The sequence below is a fragment of the Vibrio sp. B1FLJ16 genome, assembly GCF_905175385.1.
Classification (GTDB): Bacteria; Pseudomonadota; Gammaproteobacteria; order Enterobacterales; family Vibrionaceae; genus Vibrio.
In genome coordinates this window covers 661559-676032 of the sequence record NZ_HG992749.1, presented here as the reverse complement: position 1 = coordinate 676032, position 14474 = coordinate 661559, and the positions used below count along the sequence as shown (strand labels likewise).

12 protein-coding genes are annotated in these 14474 nt (G+C 46.6%); 4 read left to right on the top strand and 8 right to left on the bottom strand.

All coding sequences use genetic code 11. The features are described from left to right. Nucleotides 1-3: 3 nt before the first annotated feature. From KHN79_RS03065 to KHN79_RS03045, 5 genes are read right to left on the bottom strand one after another with little or no spacing between them, the layout of a single operon-like run. Nucleotides 4-1632: a methyl-accepting chemotaxis protein gene (locus KHN79_RS03065; protein ID WP_182010385.1), complete on the bottom strand. Its 1629-nt coding sequence runs from the start codon at nt 1630-1632 to the stop codon at nt 4-6. A 1-nt stretch (nt 1633) separates the two neighbouring features. Then, the gene (locus KHN79_RS03060) at nt 1634-2167 is read right to left on the bottom strand and encodes a chemotaxis protein CheW (RefSeq protein ID WP_211907264.1); all 534 of its coding nucleotides are present in this window, start codon (nt 2165-2167) and stop codon (nt 1634-1636) included. Further along, nucleotides 2160-4184: a chemotaxis protein CheA gene (locus tag KHN79_RS03055; protein WP_182010383.1), complete on the bottom strand. Its 2025-nt coding sequence runs from the start codon at nt 4182-4184 to the stop codon at nt 2160-2162. The genes KHN79_RS03060 and KHN79_RS03055 overlap by 8 nt, the downstream gene beginning before the upstream one ends. Next, nucleotides 4181-4507 (bottom strand): STAS domain-containing protein, encoded by a 327-nt coding sequence (locus KHN79_RS03050; protein ID WP_182010382.1) that lies wholly within the window; start codon nt 4505-4507, stop codon nt 4181-4183. Before KHN79_RS03050 ends, KHN79_RS03055 begins: the two co-directional genes overlap by 4 nt. Before the next feature lie 9 nt (nt 4508-4516). Further along, a complete protein-coding gene (locus KHN79_RS03045) occupies nt 4517-4885 on the bottom strand; it encodes a response regulator (RefSeq protein ID WP_182010381.1) in 369 nt (122 codons plus the stop codon). A gap of 248 nt (nt 4886-5133) precedes the next feature. On the opposite strand from KHN79_RS03045, the gene KHN79_RS03040 reads away from it, so the two are divergent. From KHN79_RS03040 to KHN79_RS03025, 4 genes are all read left to right on the top strand, one after another. Next, the gene (locus KHN79_RS03040; protein WP_182010380.1) at nt 5134-6024 is read left to right on the top strand and encodes a LysR family transcriptional regulator; all 891 of its coding nucleotides are present in this window, start codon (nt 5134-5136) and stop codon (nt 6022-6024) included. A gap of 100 nt (nt 6025-6124) precedes the next feature. Next, nucleotides 6125-7657, top strand: coding sequence for a bifunctional GNAT family N-acetyltransferase/carbon-nitrogen hydrolase family protein (locus KHN79_RS03035; protein ID WP_182010379.1), 1533 nt, complete (start codon nt 6125-6127; stop codon nt 7655-7657). 172 nt (nt 7658-7829) lie between these two features. Then, nucleotides 7830-8411, top strand: coding sequence for a DedA family protein (locus tag KHN79_RS03030; protein WP_182010473.1), 582 nt, complete (start codon nt 7830-7832; stop codon nt 8409-8411). 168 nt (nt 8412-8579) lie between these two features. Continuing rightward, nucleotides 8580-9947: a Na+/H+ antiporter NhaC family protein gene (locus tag KHN79_RS03025; protein ID WP_182010378.1), complete on the top strand. Its 1368-nt coding sequence runs from the start codon at nt 8580-8582 to the stop codon at nt 9945-9947. Between the two features lie 98 nt (nt 9948-10045). On the opposite strand, the gene KHN79_RS03020 is transcribed toward KHN79_RS03025, so the two are convergent. The 3 genes from KHN79_RS03020 to KHN79_RS03010 all read right to left on the bottom strand — a co-directional run bounded on the left by KHN79_RS03020 (nt 10046) and on the right by KHN79_RS03010 (nt 14457). Further along, nucleotides 10046-10885 (bottom strand): 3-keto-5-aminohexanoate cleavage protein, encoded by an 840-nt coding sequence (locus tag KHN79_RS03020; RefSeq protein WP_182010377.1) that lies wholly within the window; start codon nt 10883-10885, stop codon nt 10046-10048. Continuing rightward, nucleotides 10876-12207, bottom strand: coding sequence for an aspartate aminotransferase family protein (locus KHN79_RS03015; protein WP_182010376.1), 1332 nt, complete (start codon nt 12205-12207; stop codon nt 10876-10878). Before KHN79_RS03015 ends, KHN79_RS03020 begins: the two co-directional genes overlap by 10 nt. A gap of 300 nt (nt 12208-12507) precedes the next feature. Beyond that, nucleotides 12508-14457: a methyl-accepting chemotaxis protein gene (locus tag KHN79_RS03010; protein WP_182010375.1), complete on the bottom strand. Its 1950-nt coding sequence runs from the start codon at nt 14455-14457 to the stop codon at nt 12508-12510. Nucleotides 14458-14474 lie beyond the last annotated feature (17 nt).

The window sequence follows — 14474 nt, the reverse complement described above, 5'->3', positions numbered from 1 at the left end:
CAATCAAAACGACTCGAAGTTAAAATCTTCTTTACGGTTAGTCACATCCTTTACCGGTTGGCTTACTTCTGGCTGAGAAAGAGCACTAGAGCCGGACTGAACAAAGTAATCGCTAACATTAATTTTGAAAAATTTCATCAGCTCTCGCATCTCTACAGCTTGAGCAGCGAGTTGCTGTGAAGTCGACGCCAGGGTTTCAGCTGCTACTGCATTTTGCTGGGTCGTAAACGTAATCTGATTAATTGCACCATTAACCTCTTCCGTACCCGTTGACTGTTCCTTACTCGCCGCCGCAATTTCTTGTACTAGGTCAGCCGTATGCTGGATAGACGGCACAATATCTTCAAGCAACTGACTAGTAAGTTCCGCCTGTTTCACAGACACGGTTGCCATTTCACCAATTTCTTTAGCTGCACTTTGACTGCGGACCGCCAGCTTACGCACTTCAGATGCCACCACGGCAAACCCGCGACCATGCTCGCCAGCTCTGCCCGCTTCAATGGCAGCATTGAGCGCCAGTAAGTTAGTCTGGTAGGCGATTTCATCAATGATGTGTACTTTCTCGGCAATCTTATGCATCGCCTCAACGGTTTGACTTACCGCCTCACCACCTTTAATTGCTGAACAAGCTGTTTTATTGGCAATTTCGTCCGTTAGTGACGCATGTGCATCGTTCTGATTGATTGACGCTGCTATCTCTTCCATTGATGCGGAGGTTTGCTCGGCACTTGCTGCCTGCTCTGAAACCGCCTGGCTTAGAGAAAGAGAAGTAGAATTAACCTGTTGAGAAGCTTCGTTCAGTTTTTTTGCAGAAGACAAAATACTTTGGATCATATGTGTATGTTGTTTGAGCATGTCTTTCAGCATATACAGCACACTACTGGTATCTTTCGGTGATGTCCGGATATCGACTGTCAGGTCACCACTTGCGACTTTTTCCAGAATATCTTTAACGTCTTCTGGCTCACCACCCAGTTGACGAATAATGCTGCGCGATACTTGTATTGAAATAAAAAATGCAAACAAAAGACTCAGTATCAGACTCACTAAATTAATGTCTTTTGAACGCTCAGAACTGGCAATAGCTTGTTTGTATTCACCTTCTGCCAATACCAGCTGCAGTTCAATAATCTTATTGTATTGGCTTCTCAGTGCATCGACACTGGCTAGCAAGTCATGTTGGTATTCGCGTAGCGCATCCATATCCTGATTGACTAAAATCACGCGCAGTTCATCAATAGCATCTCTAGCCTGCTTTGATACTGGTTTGGTTTCTTCAACCAGAGCCCGCTCTTCAGGAGCCAGTTTCGTCGCAAGGTAAGCTTGCCAGTTAGCCGCTGATATTTGAATTGTGTCATCCAGTTTTTTAGTTCCATCTGTAAAACTGAGCTTGTTTTGCAAAACATCTAGCACTGATTGAATAATATCGATACGCAAGCGATCTGACGCTTTACGGACTTCATGGGCAGCCACTAAACGGTCGACATAAATGCTACGCATAACGTCGATATCCTCATCCAACGCTTTGTTGGCGAACATGCCGTTAATACCTAACATCGCAACTAATACGCCAGTCAATAAGTATAAGCGTGACACCAGCGTCATCTTTTTAAACATCACTTTATTTAACATTTTAAACTCTACCCATGACCGATTTTTCAATCACGTTTTTAATTAAGCTCATCATTTCATCGACGGACAGAACTTGATCGCCCTGTAATAAAATGAACAAATCTCCCGCGACATTGATAATCCCATGAATAAATTCGCTATTAATTTTCGTACCAAATGTGGGTGGCTGCTCGATCTGTTGTTCATGGATATCAACAACCTCTGTTACCGAGTCAACAACAAACCCCAGCAGTACCGTTTCCTGGTTAAAATTAATGTCCAGAATCACAATACAGCTGCGCGGTTTGATCTCCGTCTCAGCCTTACCAAAGCGCAGTGAGAGATCAATAATCGGAACCACATCGCCGCGCAGATTAAGCACACCCATAACAAAACCCGGCATAAGTGGCACAGCAGTGACGTTACCGTACGGAATGATCTCTTTGACACTGTCAATGCTCATCCCGTAGTTATCTTCTCTTAACTTGAAAGTTAAGTACTGCTGACAATCCTGATCATGAACGGGCAAATCCAGTTCGCGCATCAGTTCAATCATTTTCATCCCTTATTAACTGGCCGTCTCTGTGAGACTGTAAGTAAGCCGACTCTTTGTTGGCGGCAACCTGAATAAGCTGAGGTATATCAAGGATGAAACCAATATCGCCCGCCCGTAAAATTGTGCTTCCGCCAACCCCTTTAAGGGCACGGAAAATGGCATTAAGTGGCTTCACAACCGCCTGGATTTCTCCACGCAACTCTTCGACTAAAATCCCTGCTTTCTGCGACCCAAACTGCACAATCACCATATTTTTTCGTGCTGCAGGATCAAACTGGATATTGAGAAAATCGTTCATTCGCAAAAAAGGCACGATTTCCCCGCGTAAATCTAAGATGTCGTGTTCAGCGCTCATTGCCTTCGCATCAAACGGCAGACAGCCCCGAATTAAGTTAGAAGGGATAACTAAGTGAGTATCCCCTACCATCACTTCAAAACCGTCGATAATCGCCAGGGTCAACGGTAAACGGATTTTGAAATGCGTCCCTCTACCGGCCGCAGACATTACCTTGATCTGACCGCGTAAGTTTTCGATATCCCGTTTCACCACATCCATACCGACGCCCCGGCCGGAAACCGTCGTAACGGTTTCTGCCGTGGATAAGCCCGGCGCAAAAATCAACTGGTTGATTTCATCGCCCGATAACGGCTGCTCAAGCGTTATTATGCCAGCGTCTATCGCCTTTTCGACAAGCCTGGACTGGTTAATACCTGCACCGTCATCGTCAATTTCGATAATGAAAGTACCTGACTCGTGATAAGCGCGAATACTTATATTTCCGCGCTCGTTTTTACCGTTACGCAGGCGCACAGCCCGGCTTTCGATTCCGTGATCGATGGCATTTCTGACCAGGTGCATAAGAGGATCAATCAACCTGTCCACAATGGTCTTATCAAGCTCCGTATCCGCTCCGGTAATATGAAGCTGAACGTCTTTACCCTGGTCTTTGGCAACATCACGGACAATTCGCTTAAGCCGATGAAACGTGTCTTTCATTTTCACCAGACGTAAACCTAGTGCGTCATCACGGATCTTTTCCACCAGCTGTGCAGTCTGACTCAGCGACTCCATCAACGGCTCGTTGTTTAACTCTTCGGCCAACATCTCATTGGTAGCATTGGATGTGATTAGCTCACCGACAAGATTGATCAAATGATCGAGCTTTCCTGCATCTACCTTAAGGTACTGATTATCAATCGGACCTTTCTGTTCATCTTCGGCTGTTGTCTCGCCATGCTCAATTGACAGCTCTGACTCGTTCAAACCCGGCTCAAGATTATCAAGATGAAACTTAGCACCGCGCGCTTCTTCTTTCTTCACTACCGATACCTGGCTGGTATCACGAATGAACTCGAATACATCTTCGATTTCGTCTTGCGCAGCAGCAGTGAGAAATTCAATCACTAAAGTGAGATAACAAACCTCTGCCTGATACTCTTGCCAGTGCGGAAAGCGTGGCTGAATCTCAACCTTGACTACTTCACCTAATGTGCCCAGATAGTTAAGCTGCGAAGCCGGATCCATACCGTCACGAAAAACCTCTTCGCTATAAATCACATGTATAAGCCAGGTCTCAGGTTCCTGCTGTGGTACAACAATATCTACCGCTTGTTGTTCAGCGATATCCGTGTTTGGTAAATAGCTTTGCAGATCCTGTTCTAACCGTTTTCCCAGTTCTGACTGTGGAGCATTTTCAGGGGAGGAAACTGCTCCAATCAGCAATTTAAGATAGCTGTGACTGTCAAGCAGTGTCTCTGCCAGTGCCTTATCAATTCGCAATACGCCGGTACGGACTTCTGCCAGCACGCTCTCCATGCGATGAGCAAAACTGACAATATTTTCATAGCCGAATAAGCCCGCAGAACCTTTGACCGTATGGGCTGAACGGAAAATTGCATCGATATATTGATCAATGCCGACGTCACCGGACTCCACATCCAGCAGGCACTGCTCCATCACATCAAGCTGCTCTTGTGCTTCAGAGATAAATATCTGTTTCACATGATCCATACTCATAGCTCCTCCTCTGAAGAGTCATGAATAGAAACCATCTGCTCAGATAACTGATAGAGACTCAGTACACGGCTGACAACCGCGTTTTCCGCCACGATAAACTGCAGTTGATAGTGCCCAGCCAAATGAGATTTTAACCACAGTAAAAACTGAAGTGCCGATGAATCGAAATCCGTCACCTGGCTGACATCAACCATAATATTGGTCGCATCACCGCAAATCAGCGCTTCAAATTGTGACTGGATTTGCGCTATGTTCTCGACCGTCATCTCGCCCGTACATTCGGCGATACAAAAATCAGCAAGTTGAGAAAGATGAACTGGCATGCGTCTTCCTTATGCCAGAATCAGTTTGTTAACTGCAGACAGCACCCTGGCTGCATCGAAAGGTTTTACCATCCACCCTGCTGCTCCCGCAGATTTACCTTCTGCTCTTTTCTCTGCACTGTTTTCTGTCGTGAGAATAATAACGGGTGTGAACCTGTAGCCTTGGCGCGTTTTCATCTCACGCACAAAGCCAATACCATCCATATTCGGCATGTTGAGATCAGAGATCACCAGGTGTATTTTTTGCCCGTTGCAATGTGAAAGTGCATCCACACCATCCTCTGCTTCAAGAACGCTAAAGCCATGTTCTCTCAATGCTGAAGCCACCACGTGGCGGATGGTCTCTGAATCATCGACCACCAGGATAACTTTTGACATGACAAAGCCTTACCAATAAAACAGTGCAAAAAGGCACCAAAATATAAAAATAAAAAAACAAATCGGACCAGAAAGTAACATTTAGCTATTTGTTACTGCTATAAAAGCCCCCTATTTCATATGTCAGAAAAGTCCGAAAGATAAGCAACTCTCATATCTGAGATACACCAGAATTCAAAAAGAACGTTTTGCTTCAACAGACAAATCTTCTACGCTGTGAGTAATACCGACTCAATGGAACTGAGTAAATGAGAAAAGGCAGTGAGTACCCTTCTATACGAGCGTTGAGAACGTTTGTCGCCGTGGCCAGTCACCTGAGCTTTTCTAAAGCAGCAAATGATCTGTGTGTCACTCAGGGAGCGGTAAGCAAGCAAATCGCATCATTGGAACAACTTGTAGGCTTGCCATTGATAAGGCGTGAACTTAATGGGATAGAACTCACTGAAGAAGGAAAGCGGTATTTACCAAAAGTAACAGAAGCGCTGGAGATCATTCAGCATGCAACCGCCAGCCTTATTCAGCAAAATACTGAACAAGAACTGTTAATAGTCGATGTTACGCCTTCTTTCGCCAGTTTATGGTTAGTGCCCAACATCGACGACTTCCACCAGCAACACCCGAATATACGAGTTAAAATTCGTACCGGTGATGGTCCCATCAAGAACATCAACAATGACAGCGATATCAGCGTAAGGTGCCTGCCACTATCGAATCAACATGAATACAGTCAGTTACTGTGTGAAGAAACGTTACTGCTTGTGGGCAGCGCAAGCACTCCATCGCTGAAAAACAAACAAGCTGTGTGCGATTATCCGTTTATCCCGCAAACTACCCGCCCCCAGCTTTGGGAGCAGTTCAAAGCTGATCACGCATTAAATAACCCGATCACGTATCATACGGTCGGATTTGAGCATTTTTATCTGGCTTACGAAGCAGTAAGAATGGAGAAAGGACTTGCCCTGCTGCCTGATTTTATGGCGCAGTTTGCTATCCAACGCGGGGATATTAAACATATAGATAACATGACTCTGCGGAGCGGATATGGCTATTATGTGATTACTCCGACTTATCGTTTGAACTCCAGAAAAGTGTCCCTGTTTTCCCAGTGGCTGAAACATAAGTTACCGCACAACGCATAGTAAATCTGGTTCTATTTCCATACCGCCACCGTTAGTCGTGGTTGGGTGTATATGGCATTCTCATCCATACTGTTTAGAAAGGATAAATGGATAGTAGAATATGGACACTAACTCGCCCAAACTCTCTTTACGTACCATTGAGCCGACAGATTACCCAGAACTCGCGGAACTCATGGAGCTGATATTTCCTGATGTGGGAGGCTCTTGGCCGCGTCTGACCATCATGGATCTCATACATCAGTTCCCCGACGGACAAATTTGTATTGAGGATAACGGTAAGATAGTCGGCGCTGCGCTGACTATGAAAGTCGATTACAATCGAATCTCACTCCCTCACCTTTACAGCGACATCATCACTGAAAACAACGTCATTCAAAACAAAGTCACTGGCGATGCCATGTACGGGCTTGATGTGTTTGTGCACCCGGATTATCGCGGATTGCGCTTAGGGCGTCGTCTGTATGATGCGCGTAAAGAGTTGTGTCGCAGTAAAAACTTTAAAGCGATATTAGCCGGTGGACGCATTCCTAATTACCATAAATACGCGGATGAATTAAGCGTTGCCGAGTACATCGATAAAGTTAAGCGACGTGAGCTGCACGATCCGATTCTGTCATTCCAACTGGCCAACGATTTTGATGTAAAGCGTATTATGCGTGGTTATCTGCCGGAGGACGATGCGTCCATGGGCTACGCGACGCTACTTGAATGGGATAACTTTTTCTATGAGGAAGATATTCAGTCAGTCCACGATGTTGAGAAAACCCTGATCCGTATTGGTGTGGTGCAATGGCAAATGCGAGCTATGAACGATTTGGAAGACTTACTTGACCAGGCTGAGTTTTTTGTCTCGTCTCTGGCTAATTACAAAGCCGATTTTGCCCTCTTCCCTGAGTTCTTTAACGCTCCGCTGATGGGACTGCAAAGAGATCAGAACTCCGTAGAGGCAATACGCTTTCTTGCCAGTTTCTCTGCAGAGATCAAAAACCGCTTCTCACAGATGGCGGTGACCTACAACATCAACATCATCGCTGGAAGTATGCCGGTCATCGAAGATGAAAAGCTCTACAACGTCGCTTACTTATTACAGCGTGACGGGCAGATCAACGCCCAATACAAAGTTCACATCACGCCGCATGAACAAAAAGACTGGGTAATCGACGGGGGTGACAGCGTACAGGTATTTGAAACTGACGCAGGTAAGGTCGGGATACTCATTTGTTACGACAGCGAGTTTCCGGAGCTGGGCAGAATGCTTGCCGAACAAGGCGCTCAAATCGTGTTTGTGCCGTTCTGGACCGATACCAAAAACGGCTATCAGCGGGTGCGAATTTGTTCGCAGTCCCGCGCTATAGAAAACGAATGTTATGTGGCAATTGGCGGCAGTGTCGGTAACCTGCCCCGCGTAGACAATGTCGACATTCAGTATGCGCAATCTGCGGTCTTCTCACCTTCTGATATTTACTTCCCGCACGATGCAACACTGACAGAAGCGAGCGCGAACACCGAAATGATCATTTTCGCGGATGTCGATTTAACTAAGCTTAAGCAGCTCAACACGGAAGGCTCAGTGACCAACCTGCGCCACCGCCGTCTCGATTTGTACGGCGGTTTTACCAAAGTAAAAGAGTAGTAACAAACTATCGAACTATCGAACTATCGAACTATCGTCAGCCGAGAATAAAGCTGGCGATAGCTTGTCAGGCATTATTCTAACCACTCTGTCAGGACACAGATATCTCAGGTGTTCGGGACAGAAAAGCGGATTTTTACTATTGGAAATCATTAACGAGCTACTCAATTCCATGAAACCCCTGCTTGAGCAGTACGGTTACCTTGCGCTGGTGGTGAGCATTTTTCTTGAAGGTGTAGGGATCCCTATGCCTGGCCAGTCTTTACTGATCGCCGCCTCTATCCTCTCTACCGACCAAGTGATGAATCTAAGTACAGTAATGATTTTATCTTGGTTGAGCTGCTTTTCCGGCAACACCTGTGGCTACCTGATCGGTTATTACTTTGAAGGCTGGTTAGATAAAAAAGGCTACATATCAGGACCGAGAATAGCCAAACTTCAGTACGCCATCCAAAAATACGGCCCGGCCTGTCTGGTTGTCAGTCGTTTTATTGAAGGTATGAAACAGTTTATGCCGTTAGCATGCGGGGTAGCCAAAATGCCGCGCAGAGAATTCTTACTCGGTAATGCACTCGCCTCAACCATCTGGGTATTGGTATTCAGCTTACTGACCAATTATGTGTTCGAGAACATAAACTCGCTCGATCATTTATATCGTCAGTACAAGTACTTTGTCTGGGTAATTGCAGCCGCTTTATTTATATGGATGGTGTCTGGAATTATAAAGCGAAAAAAAGCCAAATCAGTAAAATGATCACCAATAAAACTAAAGTTAACATTATCAATAAGATAATATACAAACCCGTTAAATGACGACATCAAAAGCAAAAATCCACCAGCCATTTAGACGTCTAGACGTTGACATCACTCAGCAGTGCTATTAGTCTGCTCGCCTTTCTCATTGATTATTTTTGTCGTTTACATGTCCGGTTCCCAGCATACTACTCAAGCCGTTGCACCTTCAGCAATTGCTCTTATTCCACTTATTGTGTTCCTTGCACTCTTTATCGGTGTAGGGACTTACTTATCGCTGCAAGGTGTTGACTTTGCTTTCTATCAACTGCCAGCGCCAATTGCGGTTTTACCTGCCATCATTCTTGCCTTTCTGTTAAGCAAAGATAAGCTCGGACAGTCAATCGAACACTTTATGCGTGGCGTGGGTCATCAGGACATCATCGCGATGTGCATGATCTACCTGCTTGCGGGCGCATTCGCAGCGGTAGCAAAAGCGTCTGGTGGCGTAGATGCAACGGTGAACCTGGGCCTGTCCGCAATTCCGACCAGCATGATCTTACCGGGTCTTTTCCTGATCTCAGCATTTATCGCAACCTCGATGGGCACTTCAATGGGGACAATTGCGGCGGTTGCACCAGTCGCATTAGGCATTGCAGAGTCAGCGGGAATGAGCTTACCAATGACGGCAGGCGTTGTACTGAGTGGCGCAATGTTTGGTGATAACCTTTCAATTATCTCTGACACAACAATCGCGGCAACGCGCTCTCAGGGCTGTGAAATGAAGGATAAATTCAGAGAGAACGTCCGTATTGCAATACCGGCAGCACTGATTGCGATGGTGGTTTTCGCTTACAACAGCACAGCAACCCAAGTGCCGGAAGCAGGGCCTGTTGAGTGGCTTAAAGTACTACCGTACATAACAATTCTGGTATTAGCCGTATCTGGTATGAACGTATTTGTCGTTCTGACCATTGGTATTCTATTAGCTGGTGGCGTAGGCCTGGCTTCAATCGATGGCTATGGTCTGACGAATATGGCGCAGGATGTATACACTGGCTTTGGTAACATGCAGGAAATCTTTCTGCTCTCTATGCTGATTGGCGGCCTGAGTGAACTGATGCGTCGTCAGGGCGGTCTTGCTTTCCTGACCAGCCTGGTAAGCAGAATGATCAAGACCTTCGGCTCTAGTCACTCCAAACATGCCAACAGCCGTGCAAGCGAACTGGGTATCGCGGGTCTGGTTTCTATGGTTAATGGCTGTACGGCGAACAACACAGTAGCAATCATTGTTTCAGGCAGCGTTGCCCGTCAGTTAGCGGAAGAGAACAATGTCTCTCCGCGCCGCTCTGCAAGCCTGCTGGATATCTTCTCTTGCGTGGTACAGGGTATTCTGCCATACGGCGCTCAGGTGCTACTGCTTGGCTCAGTATTTAATTTGTCCCCGCTGGAAGTTGTGTCGAACTCTTATTACTGTTTTGCACTTGCGATAGCCGCAATTGCAGCGGTATTTATCAAACACAAAGCACGCCAGCCAGAAGCTCAGACAGAACAATAATGACAATGTGACAAGTACAATAAGAGGCTCCATGGAGCCTTTTCTGTTTCTGAGAACAAGTAAACGAAGATTCTTTGCAAAGGTGGAAACCAAATCTGTTACGACAAGGATGCTCTGAGACTATACACATCATCCAAGGGTACATTCACTAACTGACTGATATCGCTTAGCGCTTTTACTTGTGCAGCGTTACTTTTTGCCAGTTCTCCAGTTGCATCCAGATGGTTATTTTCGAACCCGACCCGCACATCTAAACCGAGCAGCATCGCAGAGGTCAGGCAGTCCTGCTCTTTTTCGCCAAATGCACACACTGCGCAGCGAATTCCCTCCTGTCTGAACTGCTCTAAACGCAGGCCGTGTAAATCCCATGGGGAAGACTGTTGATTTTTATGGTATCGCCCGAGCACAACCAGCACATGCTGATTGTGATCAGGTAATATACCGCTGCTGCGATAGCGGAAATAACGTTCAATGTCCGCTTCATCATAAAGAATGATTTGGCTGAGAATATTCTTCCCGGCAACCCAGCAGAAAAAGTCGCTCGCTGCTTTTTCACTTTTATCATCAGGAATCAGCTCTCTTAACGCAAAAGAAGCGGCCTCCGGGCGTACTGCTTTAATCAGCGCCATCTGTTGCAGCGCTGAATACTGCCCGACCGCTTCTGTCGTCAGCTGAACAATCATCTTATCACCGACCGCCTCTTTCACGGCGTGATAAACGGGCAGATTATCCTCAATTTCCAGTGAGTGCCTGCCGTGAATATCTCTGGCATGCAAATGTATCATAGCAGCCCCCGCCGCCTGACAGGCTCGCGCTTCAGCCACCAGCTCCTCAATGGTCATTGGCAGATTCTGGTGATCCTGCTTGGTCTTTCTCGCGCCATTCGGTGCCACGATAATCGCGACAGATGCTCTGCTCAGTGCAGTCTCTACAGCCATGTATGGGATACCTCGCTGAGTGTACGTGTGAGTTTCTCCACCAGCTCGTCAATATGATGTGGCTGAATAATGAAAGGAGGGGCCAGTAAAATATGGTGTCCGTTAACGCCATCAATCGTGCCGCCCATCGGATAACACATTAAACCATTTTCCATTGACCGCTGTTTGATTTGTTTATCAGCCAAAGTCGCTCTGTTTAAAGGGGCTTTACTCCCTTTATCAGCCACCAGCTCAATCCCTAAAAACAGGCCTTTGCCCCGGATATCACCGATATACGGTAAGTCAGAAAGCGCTGTAACAAGCTCATTACGCAGCAGAGCCCCTTGCCGCTTCACTTCGGTCAACAGATCTTGTTCGAATATCGTTTTGACTGTCGCAACGGCTGCCGCGCAAGCGACCGGATGCGCCATAAATGTATGGCCATGCTGGAAAAATCCGCTACCCGACTCTATCGCCCGGTACACTTTATCGCTAGCCACCACCGCACCAATCGGCTGATAGCCCGCGCCGAGCCCTTTCGCCATACAGACTAAATCAGGCTCTGCCTGCTCTTGTTCAAACGCGAAAAAACTACCGCTTCGGCCAACACCGCACATTACTTCATCCATGATGAGCAGCACATCATACTGGTCGCAGATTTCCCGGATACGTTTGAAGTAACCTTGCGTCGCAGGAACTGCGCCCGCTGTCGCGCCAACAATCGGTTCAGCGATAAACGCCATGACATTTTCTGCGCCCAGCTCAAGGATTTTTGCTTCCAACTCATTGGCCGCGCGCAGTGAGTAATCCAGCTCAGATTCATCGCTTCTCTGATAACGGTATGCATAACAAGGAGCGATGTGGTGACCTGAGTTAAGGATTAGCCTGAATGGTTCTCGTCGCCACTCATTTCCCCCGACAGACAGCGCGCCGAGTGTGTTTCCGTGATAGCTCTGCTGGCGGGCAATGAAGTGTTTTTTCTCTGGCTTACCGGACTCTACAAAATACTGGCGTGCCATTTTAAGTGCTGATTCAACCGCTTCTGAACCGCCACTGACAAGGTATACATGGTTGAACTGCTCAGGCATGCGCTGACAAATTAACTCGGCGAGTTGCTCTCCGCTTTCGCTGGTGAAAAAACCGGTATGAGCAAAAGGAATTCGTTCGATCTGTTCCAGCATCGCCAGCTTAACGGCCTGATGACTATGACCAAGATTTGAAACCGCAGCGCCGCCACACCCGTCCAGATATTGCTTACCCTGTTTATCAAACAGGTAAACCCCTTCTCCGCGCTCAATCACTGGCAACGTGTTGTGGCAATGGCGATGAAAAACATAAGACATATGAATTCCTTCCTGATGAATGTCGTTTCATCACATCATGTTGAATAAAATGCCATCTAACAAGGGAATTAAATTCGACCTCTATGAGCTTTTGGAATACAGGTAACTAAAAACAATTAAATCATTGAAAAGTAGCGATTAAAACATAAAGCGTACAGCTTTAATCAAGGACAGCCTATGGGTAACCCAAAGCTCTATTTGAGTGAAGGAGTAGTCAGCATCGACACTCATAATCTATGTCTAAAATAACCCGTTCAGTATAGATAAAAAAACCGCCTCATTTGAGGCGGTTAATTATTGCTAAACTTTAAAAGCGTCGACAATTTCTTTTAAGTTAACCGCCACTCGCGCTAACTCCCGGCTAGACGCAGAAGTTTCATGAGCCCCTGAAACATTTTGTGTCGCAAGGTCTTGAATGGTCAGAAGGCTCGTGTCTATGCCACTTGAGACTCTTGCTTGCTCTTCTGTCGCCTGACTTACAGAGGATGTTTTCTGATGAATTTGATCCATTGTGCCGACAACGGCTTCGATCATTTGACCGGTTTCCCGAACTTGTTCCATCGTCTGCCCAGCCACTAACTTACAGCTATTAATAATAGATTCAGTTTGCGCAGCTTGCTGATTGACCTGATGTACCATCTCTTCAATTTGCTCTGTCGACACCTGAGTACGCTGTGCTAGGCTGCGAACTTCCTCGGCGACGACCGCGAATCCACGCCCGCTCTCCCCAGCTCGTGCAGCTTCGATAGCCGCATTCAGAGCAAGCAAATTGGTTTGATCTGCGACCCCGCGAATTACATCCAGTAAGGTACTGATTTCTCGAACTTGTTCCGCTAATTGCACCACGTTGTTATTACCGTCATCGACTTGTTCAACAAGGCCCGCAACAGTTTGAACTGTTTGCATAATGCGCTTTAGCTCTTGCTGGCAATCTTGATTGGCATCCGCTGTAGAGATAGAAACGACGCTGGCACTACCCGCTACTTCACTGATCGACGATGTCATCTGGCGGATCGCCTCTACCGCTTGCTGTAGTTCCTCATTTTGTTCATGTAAGCTTTGCTCAGACTGTTCCGTTACCACGCTCAGCTCTTCTGAGGTAGCGGCTAACTGAGAGGAGGCTTGGTTAATGTCTCTTATCATCTCACTCAGATGATTCGCAGTGATATTCAGCGTTTGCTTAAGGCTTCCTTCTTCTGCCTCGGAAATATTTAATCGCAGATCCCCCTGAGCAAGTTGCTCCATCAGCTGCTTCATCTCTTCCGGCTCTCCGCCAAGCGGTTTCATCACCGCTCGGGTCACGGCCAGTGACACTCCTATTCCGCCGAAAATTGCGAACAGCAATACGATGCCATTACGTGTCATAAGTTCACTAATAGGTAGCTCAGCTTCAGCTACATCAATTTCCGATAACAGCGCCCAACGATGTCCGTACATATCAATCGGAGCGAATGCTGACACCACAGGATTACCGTTGTAATCAATAATCGTAGCAACACCAGATTCTCCGGCTAACGCACGTTTCACGGCTTCACTATTTACCCCATTCTTTTCTACTGTTCCCGCAAAGGAAGCCTGAATAGTACGACCGATAGGATCGAGAAAAGAATCTGAGCGCATTCTAAAGTCAGAGCCGACGAGGTAGGTCTCTCCGGATTCCCCCATACCACTGCGTAAATTCATCAACAAATTAACGCCTTCAGTGGACATTTGGGTGGCAACCATCCAACGTTCACCTTTCACAACAATAGGAACCCCAAGAAACGCGGCTGGATCACCATTAGACGGGGCATAAGGAGTGAAGTCGACGGCTGCAAAAGGCTTACCTGAACGTATCGCTCGATAAAGCTCACCTAAACCGGAATTTGCGTATATTCCGTTGAGCAAATTAGTCTGATAATCCGCTTCCCGAGCCACGGTGTAGATAATGTCACCGGCTTCGTCGACAACAAAAATATCGTAGAAATCCAGTTGGTTATTTAAGTCTGTAAGAAGGCGATGAAAATCATCACTGAATAATTGTTCGATGTTCGCTGAAGCAACCTGCGCAACCACCGTCGTATTGTTTCGATAGCGTTGGAACAACTCATCAAGACGAGCTTGTTTGGTATCTCGAAGTGCAATTAAACGATCTTCATTTAACGCATTAAGGCTTTGTGTCGATGAATAGACAGAAACAAGCAGAGCAACCAATACCGGAACAATACTCGCAACAACAATCCAACCTTTAACTTTAGTACTGAACTTCATTACGACTCCCTGTTCAG

Bases quoted from the DNA above. Each gene is read 5' to 3' on its own strand.
- KHN79_RS03065 (WP_182010385.1), bottom strand. From the start codon at position 1,632: ATGTTAAATAAAGTGATGTTTAAAAAGATGACGCTGGTGTCACGCTTA.
- KHN79_RS03060 (WP_211907264.1), bottom strand. From the start codon at position 2,167: ATGATTGAACTGATGCGCGAACTGGATTTGCCCGTTCATGATCAGGAT.
- KHN79_RS03055 (WP_182010383.1), bottom strand. From the start codon at position 4,184: ATGAGTATGGATCATGTGAAACAGATATTTATCTCTGAAGCACAAGAG.
- KHN79_RS03050 (WP_182010382.1), bottom strand. From the start codon at position 4,507: ATGCCAGTTCATCTTTCTCAACTTGCTGATTTTTGTATCGCCGAATGT.
- KHN79_RS03045 (WP_182010381.1), bottom strand. From the start codon at position 4,885: ATGTCAAAAGTTATCCTGGTGGTCGATGATTCAGAGACCATCCGCCAC.
- KHN79_RS03040 (WP_182010380.1), top strand. From the start codon at position 5,134: ATGAGAAAAGGCAGTGAGTACCCTTCTATACGAGCGTTGAGAACGTTT.
- KHN79_RS03035 (WP_182010379.1), top strand. From the start codon at position 6,125: ATGGACACTAACTCGCCCAAACTCTCTTTACGTACCATTGAGCCGACA.
- KHN79_RS03030 (WP_182010473.1), top strand. From the start codon at position 7,830: ATGAAACCCCTGCTTGAGCAGTACGGTTACCTTGCGCTGGTGGTGAGC.
- KHN79_RS03025 (WP_182010378.1), top strand. From the start codon at position 8,580: ATGTCCGGTTCCCAGCATACTACTCAAGCCGTTGCACCTTCAGCAATT.
- KHN79_RS03020 (WP_182010377.1), bottom strand. From the start codon at position 10,885: ATGGCTGTAGAGACTGCACTGAGCAGAGCATCTGTCGCGATTATCGTG.
- KHN79_RS03015 (WP_182010376.1), bottom strand. From the start codon at position 12,207: ATGTCTTATGTTTTTCATCGCCATTGCCACAACACGTTGCCAGTGATT.
- KHN79_RS03010 (WP_182010375.1), bottom strand. From the start codon at position 14,457: ATGAAGTTCAGTACTAAAGTTAAAGGTTGGATTGTTGTTGCGAGTATT.